28 protein-coding genes and 1 pseudogene are annotated in these 23203 nt (G+C 68.4%); 13 read left to right on the top strand and 16 right to left on the bottom strand.

Translation table 11 applies throughout. From position 1 onward, the window contains the following. Nucleotides 1–918 (bottom strand): HpcH/HpaI aldolase/citrate lyase family protein, encoded by a 918-nt coding sequence (locus ACZ5PB_RS04700; RefSeq protein ID WP_468687755.1) that lies wholly within the window; start codon nucleotides 916–918, stop codon nucleotides 1–3. Between the two features lie 300 nt (nucleotides 919–1218). Between ACZ5PB_RS04700 and ACZ5PB_RS04695 the strand changes: the two genes are divergently transcribed. Continuing rightward, complete coding sequence (locus ACZ5PB_RS04695) at nucleotides 1219–2544, top strand: XRE family transcriptional regulator (RefSeq protein WP_468687754.1); 1326 nt, start codon at nucleotides 1219–1221, stop codon at nucleotides 2542–2544. A gap of 119 nt (nucleotides 2545–2663) precedes the next feature. Here ACZ5PB_RS04695 and ACZ5PB_RS04690 read toward each other — a convergent pair whose 3' ends face one another. The 12 genes from ACZ5PB_RS04690 to ACZ5PB_RS04635 all read right to left on the bottom strand — a co-directional run bounded on the left by ACZ5PB_RS04690 (nucleotide 2664) and on the right by ACZ5PB_RS04635 (nucleotide 9504). After that, nucleotides 2664–3200: a DUF6082 family protein gene (locus tag ACZ5PB_RS04690; RefSeq protein WP_468687752.1), complete on the bottom strand. Its 537-nt coding sequence runs from the start codon at nucleotides 3198–3200 to the stop codon at nucleotides 2664–2666. An 81-nt stretch (nucleotides 3201–3281) separates the two neighbouring features. Further along, nucleotides 3282–3875, bottom strand: coding sequence for a DUF6624 domain-containing protein (locus ACZ5PB_RS04685; protein WP_468687750.1), 594 nt, complete (start codon nucleotides 3873–3875; stop codon nucleotides 3282–3284). Continuing rightward, on the bottom strand, nucleotides 3872–4657 hold the full coding sequence (locus ACZ5PB_RS04680; protein ID WP_468687749.1) for a hypothetical protein: 786 nt from the start codon (nucleotides 4655–4657) through the stop codon (nucleotides 3872–3874). The genes ACZ5PB_RS04685 and ACZ5PB_RS04680 overlap by 4 nt, the downstream gene beginning before the upstream one ends. A 44-nt stretch (nucleotides 4658–4701) precedes the next feature. Further along, the gene (locus ACZ5PB_RS04675; protein WP_468687747.1) at nucleotides 4702–5142 is read right to left on the bottom strand and encodes a DUF6082 family protein; all 441 of its coding nucleotides are present in this window, start codon (nucleotides 5140–5142) and stop codon (nucleotides 4702–4704) included. Nucleotides 5143–5198: 56 nt separating this feature from the next. After that, nucleotides 5199–6152: an aminoglycoside phosphotransferase family protein gene (locus tag ACZ5PB_RS04670; RefSeq protein WP_468687745.1), complete on the bottom strand. Its 954-nt coding sequence runs from the start codon at nucleotides 6150–6152 to the stop codon at nucleotides 5199–5201. 101 nt (nucleotides 6153–6253) lie between these two features. Further along, the gene (locus ACZ5PB_RS04665; protein ID WP_468687744.1) at nucleotides 6254–6823 is read right to left on the bottom strand and encodes a hypothetical protein; all 570 of its coding nucleotides are present in this window, start codon (nucleotides 6821–6823) and stop codon (nucleotides 6254–6256) included. Further along, nucleotides 6817–7308, bottom strand: coding sequence for a GntR family transcriptional regulator (locus ACZ5PB_RS04660; RefSeq protein WP_468687743.1), 492 nt, complete (start codon nucleotides 7306–7308; stop codon nucleotides 6817–6819). The genes ACZ5PB_RS04665 and ACZ5PB_RS04660 overlap by 7 nt, the downstream gene beginning before the upstream one ends. A gap of 261 nt (nucleotides 7309–7569) precedes the next feature. Next, nucleotides 7570–8061 (bottom strand): GntR family transcriptional regulator, encoded by a 492-nt coding sequence (locus tag ACZ5PB_RS04655; protein WP_468687742.1) that lies wholly within the window; start codon nucleotides 8059–8061, stop codon nucleotides 7570–7572. Continuing rightward, entirely contained in the window at nucleotides 8058–8249 is a 192-nt protein-coding gene (locus ACZ5PB_RS04650; RefSeq protein ID WP_468687741.1) for a DUF5999 family protein, read from the bottom strand. Before ACZ5PB_RS04650 ends, ACZ5PB_RS04655 begins: the two co-directional genes overlap by 4 nt. Before the next feature lie 105 nt (nucleotides 8250–8354). After that, nucleotides 8355–8543 carry a hypothetical protein gene (locus tag ACZ5PB_RS04645; RefSeq protein WP_468687739.1) on the bottom strand — a complete coding sequence of 63 codons (189 nt, stop codon included), beginning with the start codon at nucleotides 8541–8543 and terminating at the stop codon, nucleotides 8355–8357. A 224-nt stretch (nucleotides 8544–8767) separates the two neighbouring features. Continuing rightward, nucleotides 8768–8935 (bottom strand): hypothetical protein, encoded by a 168-nt coding sequence (locus ACZ5PB_RS04640; RefSeq protein WP_468687738.1) that lies wholly within the window; start codon nucleotides 8933–8935, stop codon nucleotides 8768–8770. Next, nucleotides 8932–9504 carry a hypothetical protein gene (locus ACZ5PB_RS04635; RefSeq protein WP_468687737.1) on the bottom strand — a complete coding sequence of 191 codons (573 nt, stop codon included), beginning with the start codon at nucleotides 9502–9504 and terminating at the stop codon, nucleotides 8932–8934. Before ACZ5PB_RS04635 ends, ACZ5PB_RS04640 begins: the two co-directional genes overlap by 4 nt. Nucleotides 9505–9801: 297 nt before the next feature. On the opposite strand from ACZ5PB_RS04635, the gene ACZ5PB_RS04630 reads away from it, so the two are divergent. The 5 genes from ACZ5PB_RS04630 to ACZ5PB_RS04610 all read left to right on the top strand — a co-directional run bounded on the left by ACZ5PB_RS04630 (nucleotide 9802) and on the right by ACZ5PB_RS04610 (nucleotide 13969). Then, nucleotides 9802–11145, top strand: a complete 1344-nt coding sequence (locus ACZ5PB_RS04630) for a hypothetical protein (protein WP_468687735.1) — start codon at nucleotides 9802–9804, stop codon at nucleotides 11143–11145. A gap of 33 nt (nucleotides 11146–11178) precedes the next feature. Beyond that, a complete protein-coding gene (locus ACZ5PB_RS04625; RefSeq protein ID WP_468687734.1) occupies nucleotides 11179–11715 on the top strand; it encodes a GNAT family N-acetyltransferase in 537 nt (178 codons plus the stop codon). A 925-nt stretch (nucleotides 11716–12640) separates the two neighbouring features. Beyond that, the gene (locus tag ACZ5PB_RS04620) at nucleotides 12641–13516 is read left to right on the top strand and encodes a helix-turn-helix domain-containing protein (RefSeq protein ID WP_468687733.1); all 876 of its coding nucleotides are present in this window, start codon (nucleotides 12641–12643) and stop codon (nucleotides 13514–13516) included. After that, nucleotides 13509–13739 carry a DUF397 domain-containing protein gene (locus tag ACZ5PB_RS04615; RefSeq protein WP_468687730.1) on the top strand — a complete coding sequence of 77 codons (231 nt, stop codon included), beginning with the start codon at nucleotides 13509–13511 and terminating at the stop codon, nucleotides 13737–13739. Before ACZ5PB_RS04620 ends, ACZ5PB_RS04615 begins: the two co-directional genes overlap by 8 nt. After that, nucleotides 13739–13969 carry a DUF397 domain-containing protein gene (locus tag ACZ5PB_RS04610; protein ID WP_468687729.1) on the top strand — a complete coding sequence of 77 codons (231 nt, stop codon included), beginning with the start codon at nucleotides 13739–13741 and terminating at the stop codon, nucleotides 13967–13969. The genes ACZ5PB_RS04615 and ACZ5PB_RS04610 overlap by 1 nt, the downstream gene beginning before the upstream one ends. 528 nt (nucleotides 13970–14497) lie before the next feature. On the opposite strand, the gene ACZ5PB_RS04605 is transcribed toward ACZ5PB_RS04610, so the two are convergent. Together ACZ5PB_RS04605 and ACZ5PB_RS04600 are read right to left on the bottom strand one after the other, a co-directional pair. Next, complete coding sequence (locus tag ACZ5PB_RS04605; RefSeq protein ID WP_468687727.1) at nucleotides 14498–15589, bottom strand: hypothetical protein; 1092 nt, start codon at nucleotides 15587–15589, stop codon at nucleotides 14498–14500. Then, nucleotides 15586–16176: an RNA polymerase sigma factor gene (locus ACZ5PB_RS04600; RefSeq protein ID WP_468687724.1), complete on the bottom strand. Its 591-nt coding sequence runs from the start codon at nucleotides 16174–16176 to the stop codon at nucleotides 15586–15588. Before ACZ5PB_RS04600 ends, ACZ5PB_RS04605 begins: the two co-directional genes overlap by 4 nt. Nucleotides 16177–16572: 396 nt before the next feature. Between ACZ5PB_RS04600 and ACZ5PB_RS04595 the strand changes: the two genes are divergently transcribed. From ACZ5PB_RS04595 to ACZ5PB_RS04585, 3 genes are all read left to right on the top strand, one after another. Further along, nucleotides 16573–16695: a hypothetical protein gene (locus tag ACZ5PB_RS04595; protein WP_468687723.1), complete on the top strand. Its 123-nt coding sequence runs from the start codon at nucleotides 16573–16575 to the stop codon at nucleotides 16693–16695. A 66-nt stretch (nucleotides 16696–16761) separates the two neighbouring features. Beyond that, nucleotides 16762–17139, top strand: coding sequence for a hypothetical protein (locus ACZ5PB_RS04590; protein WP_468687721.1), 378 nt, complete (start codon nucleotides 16762–16764; stop codon nucleotides 17137–17139). Beyond that, nucleotides 17136–19880 (top strand): tetratricopeptide repeat protein, encoded by a 2745-nt coding sequence (locus ACZ5PB_RS04585; RefSeq protein WP_468687719.1) that lies wholly within the window; start codon nucleotides 17136–17138, stop codon nucleotides 19878–19880. Before ACZ5PB_RS04590 ends, ACZ5PB_RS04585 begins: the two co-directional genes overlap by 4 nt. Before the next feature lie 109 nt (nucleotides 19881–19989). On the opposite strand, the pseudogene ACZ5PB_RS04580 reads toward ACZ5PB_RS04585, so the two are convergent. Beyond that, nucleotides 19990–20148: pseudogene (locus tag ACZ5PB_RS04580) on the bottom strand (transposase); the annotation flags it as partial. 203 nt (nucleotides 20149–20351) lie between these two features. Between ACZ5PB_RS04580 and ACZ5PB_RS04575 the strand changes: the two are divergent. The 4 genes from ACZ5PB_RS04575 to ACZ5PB_RS04560 all read left to right on the top strand — a co-directional run bounded on the left by ACZ5PB_RS04575 (nucleotide 20352) and on the right by ACZ5PB_RS04560 (nucleotide 22874). Continuing rightward, on the top strand, nucleotides 20352–20678 hold the full coding sequence (locus tag ACZ5PB_RS04575) for an HD domain-containing protein (protein ID WP_468687717.1): 327 nt from the start codon (nucleotides 20352–20354) through the stop codon (nucleotides 20676–20678). A 310-nt stretch (nucleotides 20679–20988) separates the two neighbouring features. Next, on the top strand, nucleotides 20989–21342 hold the full coding sequence (locus ACZ5PB_RS04570; protein ID WP_468687715.1) for a winged helix-turn-helix domain-containing protein: 354 nt from the start codon (nucleotides 20989–20991) through the stop codon (nucleotides 21340–21342). Nucleotides 21343–21521: 179 nt separating this feature from the next. Next, nucleotides 21522–21728: a helix-turn-helix domain-containing protein gene (locus ACZ5PB_RS04565; RefSeq protein WP_468687713.1), complete on the top strand. Its 207-nt coding sequence runs from the start codon at nucleotides 21522–21524 to the stop codon at nucleotides 21726–21728. Between the two features lie 186 nt (nucleotides 21729–21914). Next, nucleotides 21915–22874 carry a tyrosine-type recombinase/integrase gene (locus ACZ5PB_RS04560; protein WP_468687710.1) on the top strand — a complete coding sequence of 320 codons (960 nt, stop codon included), beginning with the start codon at nucleotides 21915–21917 and terminating at the stop codon, nucleotides 22872–22874. The last annotated feature ends 329 nt before the right edge of the window (nucleotides 22875–23203 follow it).

Here is a 23203-nt window from a genome sequence, read left to right as displayed (position 1 = left end):
TCAACTCGCTTCCGGATCACGGTTGGTAGCGGTGCGGGCGGCGTCGGCCCGGTGGACGATGGCGCGTGCTGTTTCCACGAGAGGGGGCCCGACCATCGCGCCGCCCGCCGTAGTGATGGCGCCTCCGGTTCCAGCGGCGGCGACGAGCACCGCGCGGGCCGCTTCCAGCTCGTCCTGATTCGGAATAAACGCCGCGGAAATGACGGCCAGTTGGCGCGGATGGATGGCTACCTTGCCCGCGAAGCCCAGCTCGACCGCCTCCAGAGCATCCCGGCGTAGCCCATCGGAGTCGTCGAGGGCGAAGTACGGCGAATCCACGGCCGGGATGCCAGCGGCGGCTGCCGCCGTGACGAGCCGCGCACGCGGGTACCACAGTGCCCGGGAGGTGATCTGGCACCCGGACGCCGCGGCGTAGTCGGCAGCACCGAACAGCACCCCCGCCACGCCCTCGGCGCCAAGAATGGCGGGCGAGTCAACGACCCCCCGTGGGGTCTCAATCAGTGCCCAGACCTGAGTCGCAGCGTGCGCCCTGCGCACGGACTGCACCACGGCCTCGATGGCGCATCTTGATTCGACCTTCGGTACCACGACGAGGTCCGGCCACCACCTCCCCACGGTCATCTCAGCGACGTCCCGCAGGCCGTCGGTGCCGTCCACCGTGTTGATCCGTACCCCCAGTACCGGTGATCCGGGGCCGGGCGGACGGGCATGGATGTACGTGAAAACGGCAGCACGAGCGTCGGCCTTGGCCTCGGCCGGCACCGAGTCCTCCAGGTCGAGCAGCACGACGGCTGCACCGGAACCGACAGCTGTGTCGAACCGCGTGGGGGAGGTGCCAGGGGTTACCAGCCAGGTCGGCCCGCGGGGGTTGGCAGGTACGGGCGGTTGGATGGTCGCCCGGTTCAACGGTGGGGACACGTCGATCTCCTCTCGAACAGCCGATTGGTTCGGTCCGTGCTCCAGGGGGCACGGCGGGCAGGAGGCATGGGGGTTGAACAACAGCGCAAGGAGGGGTTGCGCAGGGCGGCGTCGGCGGCGCACCGAATCCCGCCCGGGGCGTGTCTCTGGCTGCACGGCAGAACATGTGGACCGACGTCGTTCGGTTGAACGAGTGTCGGCCAACTCGACTGCGTCATAGAGGGGTTGGCGGGAGTCCCGCGGGAGTCCCGCTGTTCCGAGCGGTACCCTCGGACCGTGCTGGGCTGATTGGATTTCGCCGTGGACGAGGACAAGCGCACACCCCACCCGCTGGCTGCGGCTCGGGCGGCCCTGGGACTCAACCGTGTTGAGTTTGCCGCCGCCATTCGGGTCGAAGCTCACCGGTGCGGACTGCGTTCGGGCGTGGACAAGACCCGGGTGCGGAAGTGGGAAGTGGATGGGGTGACGCCCGATCCTGACTCCCAGAAATACATCGCTCGGGTCCTGGGCATTCGGGCCGAGGACGCGGACCCTGCCCTCTGGCCGACGTGGTTGCCCGCGATCGACCGCGGTGTTGTGCCGCTCGGTCCCACCAGCACCGTGCCCGCCCTCCGAGAGGCTTTGCGCACTATGAACCGCCGCACCCTGTTGAGCACCATCCCTGGAGCCGCGCTCGTCACCCTGGCCGGAAGCTGGGCCGGGACTGATGCCGCTGCTGCCCTCTTCGATGGGCAGCCACGGCCCGGCACCGCCGTGGGCGAGGACATCGTGGCCCTCCTTGAGGAGACCAGCGCCCGCCTCAACGTGCTGGCCACAGAGCAGCGCCAGCACATCGCCCCCCTCTACGACGCGCACCTGGCTCACGTCACCGACCTGATCGATGGACAGCGATACCCTCGCGCCTTGGGCCTTCGCCTGCACAACCTGGCGGGCAGCCTCGCCCAAACCGTCGCCTGGATTCGCTTCGACAACGGCGAACATGGCGCAGCCAGCCGGTACTGGATCGCCGGCCTGCACAGTGCGCATGCCGGACACGACCGGGACATGGGGGCGGCCCTTCTCAGCGACCTCGCCTATCAAGCGTCCTGGCGCAACGACCCGACCACAGCCGCCGGAATCCTGGCGAAGGCCCTCAGCCGCCCCACCCACCCCACGGCCAGCTCGCTTCTCCACCTTCGGCTGGCACGTGCCCAAGCCGCGCTGGGCCAGCGACGCGCCACCCTGCAGTCCCTCGCTGCGGCCGAACGCCTGCTGGAAAGCCGAAACCGCAGCGAAGTACCGCCCTGGTGCGCGTGGATGTCGGCCGCGGATCTGGCTGTCGATTCGGGCCGCTGTCTGCTCGACCTCGGAGATGTCACCCGCGCGCACACCCTCATTGCCGAAGGCCAAGCGCTCCTGCCTCCCAGCCGCGACAAGACCCGCGGGGTGTTCCTCGCCTACCGGGCCGAGGGACATCTCCGCCGCCGCGAGCCCGACGCCGCCGCTGCCGATGCGCTGGAAGCCCTCATGCTGGCCGAGCGCATCGGGGCGCCACGATGCGTCCAGCTCGTCCGCGACCTCACTCCCGCCCTTCACCCCTACCGGAACGTAAAAGGCGTTTCCACGCTGCTCGACGCGGTTGCGTAACGGCCAGCCCGGACCCTGGCGATCGACGCGATCGGATTCCCTGGGCGCGCATGGGGTCGCCGACGGGCGCCGGACAGCAGCGCCCGCGACGAGGGTGAGCTGCACCGGCCGACCGCGGGTCATGCCGATCCCCGGGCGGCGTCCGAGCTGAGGAGCTCCAGGTCGGGGTACAGGCCGGGTCCGCCGGCCTTCTCGTACGCCTCGTTCAGGAGCGCGATGTGCAGCCGGTCGGTGTCGTTGCGGGCCTGGGAGGCGCGGCCGTGGCGGCTCAAGCCCCATGCCTTCAAGGCCAAGCCGTCCTTCATGAAATTGGCGGCGTTGACCCTCAGCAGGCTGGGGGTGTAGACGTCGAGGTTCAGCCCGGTGCGCCACAGCTCCAGCCACGCCTGGCGCATCAGTAGCGGCCCCGACTCGCCGGGCTCGACGTACTTGGGGTAGACGCGCTCCCAGATGGGGTCGAGGTCGGGATGGGCCATGGCAGTTCGCAGAATGCTGACGTGGGCCTGAAATACGCCCAGTTCCAGTTCTCTGCCCTGGTGGCGCTGCTGCTGGTCCAGCATCTGGCGGTGATGACGGCTGCGCTGGCACGTGCGTACGGCGGCAGCCGCACCGATCACCCCGGCCAGGACCAGGGCAGGAGACAGGGAGGTCCTCATGGTGCTCCTCGAAGTCGAGGGCGGCCGAGGTGTGGGCCGCCCTGGGGGGAATGGGGAAGAGCGGGGGCTTGGTGCCGCTCGTCAGGCGTTTGCGAGCAGCACAGCAGGCGCGGGGTCGGCGGAAGGGTCGTCGTCCTTGTCCTGGCGCAGAAGCGCGCCGTATCGCTGGAGCAGTTGGGCGCGGGCAGTTGCGTACGGCGGCAGGCCGGCTGCGGCCCGCCGGGTGTCCAGATTCTTCGGGTCGGCGACGGGCAGTGCGATCAGCTGCCCGTCGACGAGGCGGTTCTGCGTGGCGTGGAGCTGCGGCTGCCCGGCGCCGACGTTGCACCGGTCGTGGAGATGGGCCCACAGAGGCAGCAGCGTGCGGTCCGTGTCGGCGGCCGTGCGCAGGTAGCCCAAGGCGAGGTGCTGGATTTCGGGGGAGTGGTCGCCGTGAAGGGCGATGCGCCAGGCCGCCGCCACGCCCAAGTCGCCGACGAGCACGCGGGTCGGCCACCCGTGGACCTCCAGCACCTGCTGGAGGAATGCGCTGTTGGCCTGCTGCTGGAGGACGCCGACCTCGTACGCTGCCCGGTTGGACTGCCCCTGGACGAGCTGGGTGCGGAACGTGCGGTCCGCTGAGGCGCGTTCGATCAGTTCCGCGGCGAGGTCAGGACGCTCGGGGCTCGTGTTCATGGGCGTGCTCCTCGGAGCAGTGCCTCGGCAAGGAGCTGGGTGGGGGTTACATCGAGGGAGCCCAGCTCGACAACGGGGTCCCCGCAGCCGCGACTGCAGTCGGGGTGGAAGTCGACGCGAAGGGTCCCGCCCTGGGTGGGGGTGCTGACGCCCTTGATGAGCCGTTCGACCAGGGGTCCGGATTCGCTCAGCTCCGCGACGTCCTCGGGAGGGAGGTCGCTCTCGGCAGGCGGGGCGCCCAGGAGCGTGGCCAACTGGTCAGCGGTGGGCAGGGAAACGGAGCCGAGAGCGATCGAGCCCTCCCGGACCCTGGGCGTGGAGAAGCCGCGCAGCCCGCAGACGTTGAACGCTTCCTGCAACTGGGCGGCAGCCGCGTACGCAGGACGCAGTAACTCTTCCAGCATGCGGGTCAGGTCCGCAGCAGTCCTGTCGTCGAACGGGGCGATCTTGAAGTACGGCGTTACGCTGCGGATGAAGGCGACCTCGACGCGGATCAGGTTCAGGCCAGCCGCCGAGCGGAGGACAAGGTCGGCGACGAAGACGAGTGCGGGGTCGCTGAGGTCACGGGGTCCGCCGGGTGGATACGGCAAGAATCCGCCCACGGTGGCGGCGACCATGATCTCGCCGGGCTGGGCGGTGGCCGCCGCCTGGAGAAGCCCCTTGACCCTCTGCGACGGGATGCCGTACTCGCGGGTCTTGAAGGTGCTCACCCCTTGCGCGTAGAGCTCCAAGAGGCGCTGGACACCGGGCGGCAGACCGGCCGGGGACCTCCTGCTCCTCACGATCCCCGGGGTGGACAGCGGCGCCGAGGAGGGGCTGGCCGGCCTCACACGTCCCTCACAGAGGTTCCGGCTTCCTCGGCGTAGACCTCGTCGAGCGCCGCGTGGACACGCAGCACGGACGCGCCGTGCACGCTGCTGGAGTACCAGGTGCGCTCCCACACCCAGAACTGTCGGCCGTTTTCGGTGGCGAACAGGTCCTTCGCCTGCGACCGGATCTCGGCCAGGGACACCGCCTTGATGCGGTAGCCCATGATCCACAGCGACACCCAGGCGTGCAGGTGCGTCCACTGTGCCTGCGTCGCCGGTTCCACCTTCTCGAACGGCGCCCAGTATTGGCGGAGGCTGAGGTTCTCGGCCGTGGTGCCGAGGAGCCGCTGGTGCTGCTCCTCGTAGACACCGATCGCGTACCGGCGGGCCCGGTAGAGGTGCGCGACGATGTGGGCGGCGCCCATGATCGAGGAACCCAGCGCGACGGCGACCAACAAACCGGGCCGTCCAGGCCGGCTCCGCCCGCGGGAGGCGGGGGCGGGGCAGGAGGTGTTCAACACGAGTCCTCCGAAAAAGTGGTGGGGTGGGCACCGCACAGCTCGCCGCCGTCGGACACGGGGCGGGCGGGCTGGCCGGGAGCTGCGAGGTGTTCGTCGGCTGCCCTGGCCTGGGGCCCGGTGGGTGTCGAGCGGTTGGGGCGAGCACGCGTCCGGGGGCGTGGGCCGGGGCGCTGGGTGATCCAGGGCGTGTCCTGGTCGGAGCGGAGGTTTCGGATCATGGTGTGGGCCTGCGCGACTGTCTCCGGGTCGCTGTGGAGGCGGCTCCATTGCAGGGCCTGCAAGGCGTCCAGGGCGGCGCATTGGCGCATGACCCGGTGCTCGGCCCTGGTGAAATTTCGGCCGTAACCCGTGCGGAAGGCCGTATCGAGGTCGGGACGTCCGCGCAGGACGCGGTATCCGAGGCGCGCGAGATCGGTGCAGGCGGCGGGTGCCCCCACGGCCGCCTCGAAGTCGACGACGCGCAGGTGCTTTCCGTCCCAGAGCCAGTTGCGCGGCATCCAGTCTCCGTGCACAGCAACCCGTGGCAGATTCGGCGGCGGCCCGTCGGACAGCAACGTCGCCAGTAGGTCCGCCGAAGACTCCGGCAGTGCGAGCAACTCGGCCTGTACTTGCGTGAGTTTGTCGTGCCAGGTGACGCTGCCGGGCGCCGGGGCCGGAGCGGGCTGGGCGTGAAGTACAGAGAGGACCGCTCCGGCCTGGCGGTAGACCTCGATCTCCTCGGTGGCCGTCAAGGACAGTGAGGAGACCGGAACGCCCGGGACGCGCGTCAGGATGAGGGTGCGCGTGTTCTCGTGCACGGAGACCAGGAGCGGGGCCCGGTCGATGCCCAGGGCCGGGACGGTCCTCTCGTATGCGATGCACTCCCGCTGGAAGGCCGAGGTCGTGGCGTGCTGTTTGACGACCCGCCGGAAGCCCACCCCGGGCGGTCCGGACTCCACCTCCCACACACGGTTACGCTTCGGGCCGTGCCAGGAGAGATCCGCGACGACGCGGCAACGTCCTCTGGTCGTACTACTGAGCAGGGTCTGTACCTGGTCGGGCAGTTCGATCACGGGGCGCTCCACTGGATGGCCGGCACCCACGGCGGTGGCACGGGGACAGGACGGCCGGACGGCAGGAGGGGAGCTGGGCGCCTGACCCAGGTGCAGCGCGGGGCGTCGGGCAGCGGGCGTACGGGGTCGTACTGGCGGCCCGAGACCGTGAACACATGCCGTGTACCGATCACCCGGTCCTGCCAGCCCCGCGTCACCAGATGCCAGGTACTCGCCGCGCTGGTGACGTCCTGCAAATACAGCAGACGCACCCGCAGCGTCTCGCGGGAAATGCCCAGATGCCGCGCCGCCCTTACCTGGCCAGCTCCGCTCGCCAGGAGCTCCAGAATGCGGATATCGCGTACCGAGAGCGGCGTCGGATGACGGCGCGGTGGGCGGGAAACGGCACCGACCAGGTACCCGACGTGCACTAACGCCGTGCGCCCTGAGACGCCGAGACGCTGAGTGCACCGGTCGGTGGCGGTGTACACCGCTCGCACCGGGACCTTCAGGTGCCGGGCGGCGGCCTCGGCGGTGTCGCCCGCGGCGAAGCGGCCGACTACTTCTCGCTGGAAGGAGGTCAGCACGATGCCGCCTGGGCGGCATCGGAAACGTAGAGGCCGGGGCCGTGCGGCTCAGTCTGAAGGCGCAGCGTTCCGTCAGCGATCAGTCGGCGGCAGGCGCGGCGTACTTCGCCGCTGCTGAGCATGAAGTCGTGGGCCAGGACTCCGGTTGGCAGCGCCGAGCCGGGCTGGTAGTACCCGGACTGGATGCGGTCGCGCACGCAGGCATCTAGGGCCACGTCGGCCGGGTGCAGCTCGGCGGGTCCCAGGATCCTCCTGCCGGCCAGCAGGCCCTCGGTCTCCAGGCGACGCCGGGCACGGATGACCGAGTCCTGCGGGGCGCCGAGTGCAGCGGCGAGATCGCGGTCGGACGGCAGACGGGATCCGGGCCTGCAGTGGGTGTGGAGGTGTTCGTGCAAGAGCGCCGCCGCCCGGGCTATCGACGGGAGCTCCCGCGAGCCGGTGAGGTGCCAGGACGGGGGCGCGTCCGGCGCGTACGCGATGGTCACGTCGTGCTCCAGATCAGTTCAACGAGGCGGAAATTGAAGGAAGTTGTGGTGGTGCCGCCCCTAGGAGGAAGGGGAAGGGGCGGCACCAGGGGAAGGGCGCCCGGCCGCGTCGATCGGCATCGGTGCGGCCGGTTCCCCTGGTCCCGGCCCCTGCCGCGAACGTCGGCCTTGCGGTTGGCCGGCGGTCGGGCTGGGGCGCGGGACACTGAAGGGCGCCCCACGGTGCGGGTACGGTGCCACCGGACCGCGGGGCGGCCCGGTCTAGGGGAGCGGTGCGGGCAGGGCGTACGCGTCCGGTTCGCAGACCCGCAGCACGTGCTGGGACTGCAGCCCGTCGAGGCCGCGGAGGTAGCCCTCCTGCCGGGCCCAGGTGCAGCCCTGCTGAGCGACGGGCCAGCTCACGCCGACCTCGCTGGCGAGGGCCTGCGGGGAGATCTCCTGGTTCGGTGGGTAGGTGCCGTCCGCGACGCGGGTCCGCAGGAGACGGGCGACGCAGGCGACAGGGTTCGGCTCGGCGGGCTCGGCTCGTACCTCGGGCCAGCGTGGCGAGCCGCCGCCGCGCTGGATCAAACCCTCGGCCGCGAGCCTGCCGAGGGCCTCGTGCAGGGACGCAGCGCTGACGCCGAGGTCGGCGGCGAGGGACCGCAGCAGCGGCAGGGACGCCCCTGGCGGGTAGATGCCGTCGGCGATGCGGGCGCGCAGGGTGGCGGTGGCCCGCCCGACCACGGTCTGGCTGAGCCTCGGTGCGGTCACGCGGCCACCCCCGCCGGCCGGTACGGGGCGATGATCTGCCCATTCGGCAGCAACTCACCGGTGTCCTCGAACAGGTATACGCCGTTGCACAGCGCCGACCAGCCTTGTTCCGGGTGGGATACCCGGACGGCGGCGGCGTCCCGGTCGGCGGACTCGGCGGACGGACACAGCGGCTGGTGCTGACACATGACAAGTCCTCGCAAGAGAAAGGGGCAGTGAGGTGTGCGCAGGCCGGGTGATCGTGGGCGACGTGCCACGGCGGCCTGGGTATTTCGGTGGGAGCGCCGGGGGCATCAGACGCCGGCGAGGTGGCCTCCGGGGGAGTAGACCTGCGAGGCCAGGCGAGGCGCGGGCCCGTGGCACCCGTCGCGGAGGTGCGCCAGCTGCTGCAGTTCTGCGCTGATGAGGCGGATGCAGCCGGTGCACGCGTAGAGGTCTGTGGTGGCGACCGGCGGCAGGGACGGGGCGTCGAGCAGTTCCACCGTGCCCACCGCGAGGACCGCGGCCCCGGGGGCTTCTCCGCTACACCACAGCCAGCACCGGCGGGGTTGTCCGTACGTCAGGACGTGGGCAACCGTGCGGTGAAGGCGCTTCAGGCACGGGGAGCAGACGTAGAGCGAAGCGGCCCACCCGTGGTCCTGCACGCTCCCGACGTACTGCACCTCGACCAGACGGAGGGGGCACCATAAGGCGCACACCGCCCTGATCAGTGTTCTACGCACGGCCCGTCACCCCCTTCCTCCGCGTCGAGTTCCTCTGCGGTCGTGGACCCGATGGAGGAGGAAGGGTGCGACAGGAGCACGGCCATGAGGATCAGCAGGACGATCCCGATGCCCAGCACCCAGGCAGACCCCCCGGTCAGGGTCCCGGTCATCGGCCGACCTGCCATCCGTGACAGTCCCTCGGTTCGGCACTGGCGGTGCGGGTGGACGGGTCCTCGGCGGACGGCGGAGGTGTGGACCTGCGCGGCCGGTTGCACAGCCGGAGTGCGTCCAGCACAGCCGTGCGCACCTGCTCGCCGCCAAGCAGGGCCAGTGGCTCCGGGCGGGCGGGAGACCATGGCGGCGTGTCCCACCGGACCCCGGGCGACGGCGGCAGCACCAGCCGCGCCTCGGAGCCGGAGGAGACCTCTACATCGGGAGGGCCGCCGAGCACCAAGCCCGTTCCCGCCTGCACCAGGAACGTCACCTGGGTCGCGGTGATGAGGCTGGGCACGGGGCCGAGCCCACCGCTCTCCAGGCGGATCAGTACCTGGTTACCCACCGGGCGGGGGAGCGCGACGGCATCGAAGCCCGCACACCCCGTGCGGATCACAGCGTTCTCGCATCCGGCCGGGCCCTCGGCGCCGTCCACGACGAGCCGCCAGTCCAGCAGATCGGCATAGGCGCGGACCATGCTGGTGTGGTCGCCGGCCCTCGGGGGCCAGGCGGTGACGGTCCTCATCGTGTCCTCCGGTCGTTGCGCGTTGTCACTCCGGGACGACGGCGGTGCCACAGCGGCCAGCGCGGGCACTCTCCGTAAGGGGATGCATCGATCCTGACGACCCGTGAGCGGCAACTCCAGCCCCAACGAGCCCTCGGAACACCTGCTGTGCGCGAGGGAACTTCTTCGGAGTTCCTTCGGCTTCCCTCGGAATGCATGCGGAGTGCGCAAGTACCCTCGACCGCAGGCAAGTTGAGAACAAATGCGCTCTACCGTCGGTGGCACGGACGCACCGCACCCCTGGGGGAGGAGAGGTTGATGCACACGCTCTTTCGCCGCCTGCTCGACGAGCGCGGGCAAGGCGACTTCGGGGCCTTCCTTCCGGCCTTCCGAGAGGCGGCCCGCGAGCGTGCGGAGATCGAGGAGAACCCCTCGCTGCGCGGCCTTGCACCCGCCCTGTCCACCTTTGAGGGTTGGTACTACGGGCGGCGCCAGCCGCAACGGGACGCTCGCAGGGTGCTGATCCACATGCTCGGACTGAGCATCGAGCAGCTCTGGAGCACGGTCCCGGAAGTCCCTGGGGCTCTGGACTCCAGGGCCGGCGCGTCCGCCGACAGCCGTGCCGAATCCGGCGCGGCGCTGGACGAGATGAAAAGGACGGCAGCCATGGCCGCACGACGCGCAGCAGACTTCGCCCTGGGGGCGGAACGGGGGCAGATCGGGCAGGAGACCCTCGGCCTGCTCACCGACACGGTCCACGAGATCGTCGAACAGTACCCCCGGGTACCGCTCGCCACGATCTACGACACCATCGCCGAAGCACAGAACGACGTCTTCCGCCTCATCGAAGGGGGACGCGCCCGCCCCACCCAGATCCGCGACCTCCACGTCCTGGCCACCATCGTCTCCGCCCACATGGCCAAGGCATCCCACGACATGGGCGACCCCCGCTCCGCCATGACCCAGGCACGCGCCGCCGGCGTCTGCGCCCAGCACGCCGAACACGGCGGGCTGATCGCCTTCACGTACGGCCTCAAGTCCCTGATCACCTACTGGTCGGGCAAGGGCGCCGAAGCCATGCACTACGCCCGCCAGGGCACCGCCGAACAACCCGGCCTGCGCGGCACCGTGGGCGTGTGGCTGGCCGCCCTGGAAGCCAGGGCCGCGGCACTGCTCGGTGACGAGGAAGCCACCACCACCGCCCTGCACCGGGCGGAAAGCCTGCGCGACAGCGTCACGCCGGACGACCTCGACGGCTACGGCGGACTGCTCACCTTCCCTGAGCCCAAACACCTCTACTACACCGTCGAGTCCAAGGTCCTGCTCGGCCACAGCGACCCCGACACCCTCACCCTCGCGCAGAGCGCCGTGGCCGAATTCAGCGACCCCCAGGCCACCCACTGGGCCTTCGGCGACCAGGCCGGCGCCCAGTGCAACCTCGCCCTGACCCGCCTGCGCAGCAACGAAGTTGAAGGCGCAGCCGAAGCGGTCCGCCCGGTCCTGGACCTCGACCCCGGACACCGCAACCGCGGCATCGTCGTCTCCGCCGAGCGCGTCGGCAAGGCCCTGCTGCACCCCACGCTGCGCGGCACCGGCCCCGCGCGCGACCTCCACGAGGAGATCGAGGCGTACGGCCCGGCCCGGCTCGCCCTCCCGCGCTAACCCGTACGACTCACGAAGGTAGAGTCCGCTGGCATGCACCCGGTCACCCGCCGCGGCCAGCGGCTCGAACTGCGCGAACTCACCCCCAGCGACGTGGACGCCGTCCACGCGATCTACGGGAGCGAGGCCGCAACGGAGCACCTCTCCTTCGAGCCCCGTACCCACGACGAGGTCCGCGGCATCGTCGACCGCTCGATCGCCTCGGCCACTACCAGCCCACGCACCGAGTACGCGCTGGCAGCATGCACCGAAGGCGAGTTGGTCGGCTTCGCACGACTGGCCATGGACCCCCACCAGCAACGAGCCGCCACGATGGGCTTCGCCCTGCGCCCCGATATCTGGGGCCAAGGGTACGGCCTTGAATGCGTCCAACTCCTCCTCGGCCTGGCCTTCGAGGAGTTGGAACTCCATCGCGTCTGGGGCGCCCGCTCCCCGAGGAATACGGCTTCGACCCGTACCATGCTCAAGGCGGGCATGATCGAGGAGGGGCGAATTCGCGAGCACGTCCTCAAGGCCGGGAAGTGGAGAGACTCCGTCGTGCACGCCATCCTGGAACGTGAATGGCGGTAGGGGTAACGGCATAGGCATGCTGGGTAAGACCTTGATCATGGTCGAACCCGTCACTCTGTAGCAGCGGCATCTGAACTGCCCCGCCTGTGAGCCATGTTGGCTGTCGCTCGGCCAATGGGTGCTGTGATCCTTCAGTGGAACCGCGGCGCATCCGTCAACGCGCCCCATATCCACGCACTGCCGAGAAGGGGGAGGGGGGCTGGTGGATGCCCCCGGGGCTCTCCTCCTTCGGGCGGCGGCTGATGGCAGCAGCGTCCCGAACGTGCCCCTTACGCCGGTGAGGGTGTAGGCGGAGGCACTGGTGCCGGCCTCCTCCAGGAGGCGCACCCACCCGGCGGTGATCAGGCTGGGAGTATCGCTGTCCACGGTCCGGGCGATACGAAGCAGCGCTTCCCCGTCCGTCGGGTGGGGAAGCGAGACGACATCGGATTTCGAACACTCCGTGGAAGGCATCGTGTTCGTGCTGGCGGAGCGTTCCGTGGTGGCGAACGCGGCGGAGGAAACGGGGCGTCCGTCCACAGTGAGCGACAAGCCCAGCACGGTCTCGTAAATACGGATCTGGGCGGCAGGGTCGTGGGCCGGGGACGGCCGAGCGGCGGTGGTCCTCATCGCGTTCTCCGAATCGCTGCAGATGGGGATGGCGGAGGGGGCGCCGAGGCCGAGGGTGCGGGTGCGTTCTTGGCTTTTCGCACACGCTCTCGATCGGCTGCGGATGGCGCAACGGCGTTTGCTGTCACGGGAGTTGAGTGACCACTCTCCGTTCCTGACGACGATGGTGCCCGCTACTGTGACAGACCGTCAAGCATCTGCGTGGCAGATTGCCAGAACTCTGCCCGGCAGAGTCCGCCTGGGGCATATTCGGCACAGCGCTTCTGGCCCTCTGCGTTACTCTCAACGGCAAGGTGTGCTTGGACAGGAGGTTCGAATGGCGGCCACTCGCAGCCCTCTCACCGCTCGGCGGAAGCTCGCTACGGAGCTACGCAACCTCCGAGACAAGGCCGGGCTCACCACCGAGGAGGTCGGTGAGCAGATCGGGTGTCACAACTCGACGATCAGCCGTATCGAGAAGGCGCGGCGTGCCTGTACGCAGAAGGACTTCACCGCGCTCATGGACCTCTACGAAGTGGGGGAGCCGGAACGCGCTGAGCTCACCGAACTCGCGAAGCGGGCACGTCAGCGCATACCTCCATGGTGGGGCGCCTACAAGGACGTCATCTCCGCCAACTACGCCGAGTTCCTTGAGTACGAGTCCGAGGCGGCGAGATGCTGCGAGTACCAGACGCTCCTTGTTCCCGCCCAGCTGCAGACCGAGGCGTATGCCAAGGCCGTTACGGGTGTTGGGTTCGCGGCCCTGGGGCCCGATCAGGTGGAAAGCCTGGTCGAGGTGCGCATGCGCCGTCAGGAGCGGATCCGGAGCGACGACGAACCGATGCTCTTGGACTGCGTCATACACGAGGCCGCGCTCGGCCTACGAGTTGGTAGCACGGAGGCCATGCGAGCACAGCTCGCCCACCTCAAGGCGATGATGGCGCTGCCCCATGTGCGGCTGCGGATCATCCCCTTCTCCGAGGGTGAGAACGGAACGAGCACCGGCGCGTTCACCCTGTTCGCCACAGGCTCGGACACGAGCCCGGATGCCGCATTTATGGAATCCGCGGACGGCTCATCCTTCCGCGACGACCCGCTGACCCTGCGGCGCCTCAACGGGCTCTTTCGTAACCTATCCAAGGCCGCCGGCTCGGAGGAAAATAGCCTTGAGCTGGTCGAACGCTATGAAGAAAGAATGGGATCCCATGAGTAACACGGCCGACCTGTACGCGGTCGACCTCGCCGATGCTGCTTGGCGCAAGAGCAGCTTCACCGCGAACAACTCCAACTGCGTCGAGGTCACTGAATTCGCCACCCCTGAAGTTGCAGGGGTGGCCGTGCGCGACTCCAAGAACACGCATCTTCCTGCTGCTCGTGTTTCGCAGACAGCATTTGCTGCGTTCACGCAGGCAGCAGCTCAGGGCACCTTCGCTTGATGGGCGCCCGACAGAAGGTCGAGCTCTATGAGCTTGACCTTTCGGACGCGGAGTGGCTGAGTGCACCAGGCAGCGATCCAACGGACCGCCTAGAGATTGCTCATCTACCCGGAGGGGCCGTCGCGCTTCGAGCCGCAGCTGACCCGCAGGGAACGGTGCTCCGGTACACGCCGAGTGAGTGGGACGCCTTCGTGCGCGGAGCTCAGGACGGCGAATTCGGCAGCACATGATCGGAGGCCCCCCGCCGGGGGGCCTCCCTCTGTTTAGACCCGATCGGCGGCCTTGTCATCCGCCGGCCGCTCGCCCTTCCCAAACAGCCAAGTCGTAACTCATGTCCGGAGGCTCTCATGCCGCTCTAACAGCCTCCTGCGCATCCAACAGCACACCTCACCACCAAAAGAAGCGATGTCTACGAGGAGCGGGCGAGGAGGTACTCCTCGCCGTGCGCGCGCCGGCGGCCGTACCACTTGGTCAGGCAGCAGCGGAAGATCTCGGCCTCGGTAGCGATGTGAGCGATTGGATGTGCGGCTGCTGCGCACCGCGAGAGCCTTCTCTGAACTGGGCCATGTAGAAGGCGAGTTGGTTGCACAGGATTACGAGTTGGCTTGCGCTGGGAGGTGAATTCGTACTGCTACAGGGTCTATGACCGGACAACGGAACTTGATGACGGCGCAGGAGCCGCGAGCGCTCGTCATCGCCGCGCTCGCGGATCCCACTCTCGATCTTGTTGTCCGCTCGGGATCTGGGTCATCTGGTATTCACCGGGACGGAAAGATGGAGCTGTCCTGCACTTCTGCCGTCCCGGGTCCTGGCCGTACCTTGAAAATGCCCGAGCCTGGCGGCTCCTCCTCCGACCTACTCCTGAGCCATTCGCTGTCGGTTGTTGGGGGCCAGCGGGTGTCCGATGACCAGCGCACGCCTACCAACTTGATCTCGGTAAGGTCGAGATGGCGCAAGTCGGTCCGTGTGAAGTCATCCAATGCGCCGTCCAGCAGTGCTCCAGAGAGCCCTTGTGCTCCCACCAATCCCAGGCCGCGGACCGCGGCCTGATTCAGGCAGTGGTCGAGGGCGCGGGCGAGGGTGCGGGCGTTGGAAAGCTCGTGCTTTTGGTCGCGGGTGGTGCGATGGGCTTGGGCGCGTTCAAGAGCACGGGCGAGGTCGTGGGCATGGTCGCGGGCGCGGGCGAGGTCGCGGGTCTGGGCGAGGTCATGGTCGGGGGAGAGGTCGTGGATGAGGCTGAGCGTGTGGGCGAAGTGGCGTTCGAGATCGAATTCGAGTGCGCGGGCGAGGTCACGGGTGAAGGAGAGAGGGGGGACGAGATCGCTGGCACGGTTGAGGTCGAGTGCGCGGGCGAGGACGCCGATGCGCCCGCGGAAACGAGGGAAGTCGGGGGAGAGGTCGTCTGCGCGGGCGCGGGCGCGGACGAGGTCGCGACCGACGTCGAGGGCACGGGCGCGGTCGAAGTCGACGAGGAGCTCTACGACTTGTGCCAGAACGCCTCCGAAGATGCACCCCATGACGATGGGATGCTGGCGGAGAGTCAGCCGTGTCTTGGGCGGGAGCGCTTCGATTGCTCGTTTTAGCCGTTGCCGCACGACGTCTGGGACGTCGCTGCCCGCGTTGTCAGCTAGGGGAACGGGCGACAGGATCGCAGCCAGCCCCGCCTCTACGTCCAGCACTTGTCCGAGTCCGTGGACTAGCTCATTGTGGCGGGCATAGATCTCCACCTCGCGCAGGCCAGCCTCCATGTCCAGGAAGGGTACGAGGCCGTCAGTGAAGGCCTTGTGTTGCGCGGCGAGCCACTGGGCGAACGCTTCTTCCTCAGGTTCGGGTGCTGGGGTGTCGGTCATGAGTCCTCCTCCCTAGCCGTCAGGTGCGACTCGACACTGAGGCGGGCTTTTCTCAGATTCCCGCGCACGGTTTCGGGGGTCAGCCCCAGTTCCTCGGCGATCTCGGACGGGGAGTAACCCGTCGTACTCCAGGCCAGGACCTGACGCTGACGAGGAGGTAGCAGTTTCAACAGGCTCAACAGCTCGTGCTCGCACTCCCATTCAGCCAGCTCATCCGGGCGAGGTACCAGCGAGGCCGCCGTGTCGGGTACCTGTTCGACGGGCTGCTCCTCGACCCGGCTGAAATAGCGCACCAGATCCCTGGAAGCGACTCTGCGTGTCCACGCCTGCGGGGACCTGATGTCCTGCCACTTGTTGTACGCCTTGATCATTGTTTCCTGGGCGAGATCAGCTGCGACGTCGCCGGGAGCGCCCTGCCACATCAAGAAGGCGACCAGCGTGGGTAGGAACCGCCGGTAGAACACGGGGAACTCGTCCTGTGCTGGCCGTGTGGTACAGGGCGGATTCTGAGGTCCGTCGGGGCTGGACGGCGACCAGGGAGATAAGTGTGCGGAGGTATCTGCCCCCAGCGGCTCCTGCTCGCTCACCTGTGTTCCCCCGGTAGGACGGGTTGCTGCGCGATCGTCAGGCGTAGCGTGCTGCCGTCGCTGGAGACCTCTTCCAGCTGGCTTCCCCTGGGAAGAGATCGGGCAAGTGCTTCCATGGTCTGACGACGAGCATGCTCCTGACGTTCCTGCCACCGTAGTCGCAGGTACTGGTTCACTGCAGCGATCAGATGCAGCCCCAAGCCCGAAGCAGCCATGAGTGCCGCAGTGACTAGCGGGTCCATCTGCGCCCCCTGTGCTCACGAGCCCGCCGGACGCGGACTCTCCATAGCTAAGAGGCGACTGAGGGGCTCAGCGTGAACTCACACCGCGCGGAAGATTCGTTCTCCGGCGCGGATCGCGCGGTACGGTCCACTGGCACGGCGCCTGGAGCAAAGAATGGCGAAGCCGCGGCGCAAGAAGCCGGAGAACTTCCACACCTCGACGGAGGCGCTCGTCGAAGTCACCAGCCTGCGCGCCCCCGGCTACAGCCGACCGACGGTGATCAGTGGTGGGGGTTGAGGGCCCGAAGGCGCTCCGTATTGCAGAAGGGCAGATTTGATCATGCCTCCGGGGCGACCATGGGGCATGGCGAGCTGGCGTAAGGCATGTCTGGTGGCCCTGGCAGTCGTGGGTGTCGCGGCGACAGTGGGGTTGGTCGTGGTGCTTTTGGCCGCCGATCTCAACACGGCCGCGGCGGCGGGCAGTGTGGTGGGAGCGGTGGCAGGAGTCGCGGCGGCCTGGGTGTCGGTGGCGGCGTTGCTGCGCGCCTCGTCAACATCGGCGACGGTCCAATCGGACAGCGGGTCAAACGCGGCGGGCCGCGACATGCGCAACCCCCAGGCTCGTGACACCGGGGCGCGCTCCGCGCCGCCCTCCACTCCGAGGCCGGGGGTGTCTGCATCGGGCGGGTCGAACGCGGCGGGCCAGGACATGAACGATCCGCGCGCACACCGCGGCCGGTGAGCACCTGGCGCCGCCGCAAGCGGCCTGTCGAAGCCGATATCCCCACCACGGTGGCGGGCGTCTCTGCAAGGTCGGGGTCCAATGCCGCCGGGCGCGACCTCATCAACCCCGTAGCCGTCCACGCCGAGTACGCGCTGCCATCAGAGGCGTACTCGCCGATCCCCGACAACGCTGCGGCGGGCGGGGTGTCGAACATCGGAACCGGGCTGTTCGTCGGCCGCATCGACGAGCTGGAGGCGCTGGAGACAGCGTTCGCCCGGCCCGGCGAGGTCCTCGTGCGCGCGGTGCACGGGCTGGGTGGAGTCGGCAAATCGGCGCTCGCCGCACACTGGGCGGCCCGCCGGCACGAGAGGGTGCGGTGGAGGGTTACCGCCGACACCGAAGCCGCGGTCGATGCGGGGCTGGCCGCGCTGGCACGAGCCCTGCAGCCCGGGCTGGCCGGGCTGCCCGCCGAGATGCAGACGGCACGCGCAGTGGCCTGGCTCGCCGACCATGACGGATGGCTGCTCGTACTGGACAACGTCGAGGACCCCCGACACATCCGCCCGCTCCTGGACCGCATTCCGGGCGGCCGGGTCCTGGTCACCAGCCGCCGCGCGACCGGCTGGCACCACCAGGCCGCCACGATCTGCCTCGGCGTGTTCGACCCGGCCGAAGCCGTCGACCTGTTCACCCGCATCCTCACCCACCAGGGCCGCTGCGACACCGACGGCGCCGCAGCCGTGTGCGAGGAACTCGGACATCTGGCCCTGGCCGTGGAGCAGGCCGCCGCGTACTGCGCCGAGACCGGCACCAGCCCCCGCGACTACCTGGACATGCTGGCCCGGTGGCCCGCCACCATCTTCGCCGCCGGAACCACGGGAGGCGACTCCGAACGCACCATCGCCCGGATCTGGCACCTCACCCTGAACCAGCTGGCCGATACCCCACTCACCGGCGACCTCCTGCGGATCATGGCCTGGTACGCCCCGGACAACATCCCCCGCTCCCTGCTCCACAATCTTGCCGGACCACCCCAGCTCGCCGAGGCGATCGGCCGGCTCACTGCCTACAGCATGATCACCGACAATCACGACGGCACCCTGACCATCCACCGCCTCCTCCAGGCCCTCGCCCGCACACCCGACCCAGGGGACCCCCACCGCCGACCTGAAGCCGTCGGCCAAGCCCGCGACCAGGCCGCCACACTCCTCGCGCACGCCTTCCCCACCGACACCAACCAGCCCGAGACCTGGCCCCAATGCCAGGCCCTCCTCCCACACACCGACGCCCTCACCCGCCACCACGCCCCCGACCACGACACCACCCACACCGCCCACGCCCTCAACAGCGCCGCCACCTACCAGATCGGACAGGGAGCACTCGCTCCCGCCATCCACGCCTTCCAACGCGCCCTCACCGCCCACGAGCGGATCCTGGGCGGCAACCACCCCTATACGTTGTCCTCGCGGAACAACCTGGCGTACGCGTACGGGGCGGCGGGGGGCCTGGGGAGGGCGATCCCGCTGTACGAACGGACCCTGGCGGACTGCAAGCGGGTCTTGGGCGACGACCACCCCGACACGTTGACCTCGCGGAATAACCTCGCGGGCGCGTACGAGTCGGCGGGGGACCTGGGGAGGGCGATCCCGCTGTACGAACGTTCCCTGGTGGAGCGGGAGCGGGTCTTCGGTGGTGACCACCCCGACACGTTGACCTCGCGGAATAACCTGGCGTACGCGTACGAGTCGGCAGGGGACCTGGGGAGGGCGATCCCGCTGTACGAACGGACCTTGGTGGAGCGGGAGCGGGTCTTGGGCGACGACCACCCCGACACGTTGACCTCGCGGAACAACCTCGCGGGAGCGTACGAGTCGGCGGGGGACCTGGGGAGGGCGATCCCGCTGTACGAGCGGACCTTGGTGGAGCGGGAGCGGGTCTTGGGCGACGACCACCCCGACACGTTGACCTCGCGGAGCAACCTGGCGTACGCGTACCGGGCGGCGGGGGACCTGGGGAGGGCGATCCCGCTGCACGAACGGACCCTGGCGGACTACAAGCGGGTCTTGGGCGACGACCACCCCGACACGTTGACCTCGCGGAACAACCTGGCGTACGCCTACGGGGCGGCGGGCGACCTGGGGAGGGCGATCCCGCTGTACGAACGGACCCTGGCGGAGTACAAGCGGGTCTTGGGCGACGACCACCCCGACACGTTGACCTCGCGGAGCAACCTCGGGGGCGCGTACCGGGCGGCGGGGGACCTCGGGAGGGCGATCCCGATGCACGAACGGACCCTGGCGGACTACAAGCGGGTCTTGGGCGACGACCACCCCGACACGTTGACCTCGCGGAGCAACCTGGCGTACGCGTACTGGACGGCGGGGGACCTGGGGAGGGCGATCCCGCTGACCGAACGGACCTTGGCGGAGCGGGAGCGGGTCTTGGGCGACGACCACCCCGACACGTTGACCTCGCGGAATAACCTCGCGGGCGCGTACGACTCGGCGGGGGACCTGGGGAGGGCGATCCCGCTGTACGAACGTTCCCTGGCGGAGCGGGAGCGGGTCTTGGGTGGTGACCACCCCGACACGTTGACCTCGCGGAATAACCTGGCGTACGCGTACGAGTCGGCAGGGGATCTGGAGAGGGCGATCCCGCTGTACGAACGGACCCTGGCGGACTGCAAGCGGGTGCTGAGCCCGAGCCATTCATTGATGGCGGTGGTGCGGGCGAACCTGGAACGGGCGCGGTCCGCATAGCGGTTGTGGTGGCCTCCGTTGGCTGAGCCGGGATGTTGGTGTGGGTGGTCCGGGCGATGGCACAGAAAGCCGAGGCGGGTGGCCGTCGGATCGAGTGCCGGGCGTTCCGGGCGAAGCGCCGATAAACCGTAGGCCAGGCCGGGCCGAACACCGGCGGGAGCTGCCGCCAGGTGCAGCCCGACGTGGCCACGAAGGTGATCGCCGCCAGGGCCTCACGGTCACCCGCCCGCCGCAGCCCGCCGCCTTGCGGACGTATCACCACCGTCGGCGGCCCGCCTGGCGCCCGGGCTGGCACTACATGCTTCCCGCTGGCTGGACCCCGTCGACCCGGTAAACCTTCCCGGTCACAGCACTAGCTCGCGCGGGTCGAGACGTGGGCTACTTCGATCGCCCCGTCGAACCCGCGGAAGGCGCGGTCGCGGGCCGCAGCGTCCAGCGCCGGCCCGGGCACCGTCTGGCGGGGAGGCCCCAGTGGGCGCGGAGGCGCTGCCCGATCCACTCATGTGCCTCTTCCACGACACCCAGGAGACCAGGGCCAGCGACATCCCCTACATTTCCCGCCGCTACCTCACCGCCGCCTCCAACGAGGTGGTCACCGCCGATCAGGTCTCCGCCGCCCACCCGGCGGTCGCCGTCGGCGTCCACGGCATCGTGGCCGAGTACAAGAACGGCACCAGCTTCGAAGTCGTCGTCGCCCACGACGCCGACAAGCTCGAATGCCCTCTTCAGGCGGTCGATACCGCAAGCAGGGCTGCGGGAACGTACCGAACTGGATCGCCACCAGCCTCGCCAGCCTGAAGACACCCTCGGATCGGGCTCTCGCGCAGGACGCGCTCACGATGTCCTCCATCGACTGGCAGCAGACGTACCTGCGGTCCTGACTCGCCATATCTCAGCAGGGCGAAATCCCTAACTATGGCCCACCAGTTGCAAGGGTGGGCCATCAACTGCGTGGCGCTGCATTTGGATATCGCTCACGGCAGACGGGAAAGATCCAGAAAAGACTGGAACTCTCTCTGGCGCTATGTCAACGTACGACACCCCGGAAGAACCCTAGACGGTGTGGTCTCACGGGATAGGTGCTTGGGAGGCCAATCTGTCAGAATCTATGTTCCGCTCAGCTCGGTTCACTGCCCCGGTTCTCTTTGCGCTGGGTGCGCTCAACGCGTGGACTGCGCAGGCGCAATCGAACTTGGGCGCGCTCTCTTCAGCGATATGTCTGTGCGTATGTGCGGCCGGGCTGTTCGGAGAGGACCTAGTCCAGCGCGGGTATTACCTAGACCGGGCGATCTTGGTTCATTTTGGCAAGAATCCGGGAACGCCCATTCGCCCCCTTGTGGAAGCCATCGGTAGGCCGGAGCGGGTAGTTGCGGAGAGGCTCCGGAAGTTGTGCGAGGGCGGGCTCCTGGAGGTTGACCGGTCAGCGGCGACGGACCTGGCGGTGTACCGACTGGCGCCATAGGCGGCCCCTCCCAGCTGCAGGCCAGCGGGCGATGCGGCGGAAATATAGCGCCGGATCGCCGGTTAGCCAAACCGGCGATCCCGCAGACCCTTGAAGCTGTTCGTGAGCGGCCGAACTTGGCGGTGGAGCTGTCGCGAACGCTCCAGGACCCACTCCGTTCACTGTCAAGGGACTCACCCATGTCGCGTCGCCTGCTATCCGTTCCCGCCGTTGCTGCTGCCCTGGACGTAGACCGTCGCACCGTCTATCGCTTTATTGCTGCGGGCGACCTATCCGTTGTCGATCTGCGTACCGGGGCTGGCCGGTCGCGTATCCGAGTTCCCGTTGCGGACCTTGACGCTTTCATCGCTGCCCGTTCGGTCACTGGGATGAGTGGCCTGCGCTAAACCGTCCCAAGTGGGACTTATCTACTGCAATTGGGAGTTGGGCTGTACCTACGTAAGCTGAAAACCGGTAAGTGGCAGGCAACGGTTCGTAGCCGAGCCGGTAGGCGATTCAGTGAGACATTTCCGCTGAAGGCTCAGGCACGTGCCTGGGGTTTGGACCAGGAGACTCAGATCGCCCGCCGAGGCATGCTCGATCCCACGGCCGGCAAAGTTGCGTTCCGCGAATGGCATGACAGGTGGTGGGAGGCCCGAGTTGTCGAGCCGCATACCCTGAGGGGAGACGCATCCTGCCTCAAGAACCACGTACTTCCCCACTGGGGTGAGTGGGAGATGCGTGCGGTTAGTCGCATGGATGTGCAGAGTTGGATCCGTTCCTTGATGGGGAAAGGGGTAGGTGCCTCAGCCATCAAGCGGTCGTACAACCTGGTGTCCTCCATCATGGGTGCCGCCGTCGACGACGAGATAATCCCGGTTACACCTTGTCGTGGAATCGACTTGCCCACGATTGCGCAGAAGCCGCCGGAGTGGTTCACGCTGGATGAGGCGCAGAGCATTCTGGACGCGCTGGATCCTGCGTGGCGCACAATGTGTCTGGTTGGCCTGTACACCGGACTCCGGTGGGGTGAGCTCTCCGGCCTCCATCATCACCGCATCGACCGACGGCGCTCTCGACTGTTCGTTGTGGAGGTCAACACAAAGAGCGGCATCAAGGAGTATCCGAAGAGTTCTCGGAGTCGTCGCGAAGTTCCCCTGCCCCCACATGTCTTGGAGGCGTTGGAGCGGCACATCCATCGTCTCGACAGAGACGCCGTCGTGTTCACGACCATCACCAAGGGAAGGGCGGGCCGCCTTCTCGACGACGGGAACTGGCGGCGCCAGGCATGGTGGCCTGCGGTTGGCGGCGCGCACTACTTCGATGAGGATGGCGACCAACAGTTGGTCTCTCAATATCCTCCGCACTCCATGCGTCACACGTGCGCCTCGTGGCTTGTGCAGAAGGGCGTCTCCCTCTACGAGGTCCAGCACCTGCTCGGCCACGAGAGCTTCCAGACCACGCAGCGATACGCCCACTTGCAGCCCGACTCTCACAAGGCCGTGCTCGGTGCCTGGGAGAGCATGGAGGCACCTCTGGTCATAGCAGCATGAACGTTTCTGCGCCCTGTCGGGAAGGCAGGGCGCAGGCGCATTTGCGCATGATTGCGAACTCTGGTTGCGGAGACTCGCCGGCCGTGCGGCTGGTCCGGCGCGCTACCCTGAATGAGCACAGGTGGTGCGAGCCTGCGTAATCGCGAGGCTTCAGAACGGGCGGGCGTGAACGGGGCCTCAGCTGTGATCGGCAGCCCTTCTGTGCCGTGACGCTCATTTGACGCTCGCGAGGCCGGTAAAGGCGCTACGGCAGGCATCTAACCCCTTCTGACCTGCAGTTTTTCTCCTGGTGCCCGGCCGTACATGTTTCCGATGACGCACCACGTGGA

It is taken from the genome of Streptomyces sp. NPDC032721 (assembly GCF_055579625.1).
This window is presented reverse-complemented; position numbering and strand designations above follow the sequence as displayed.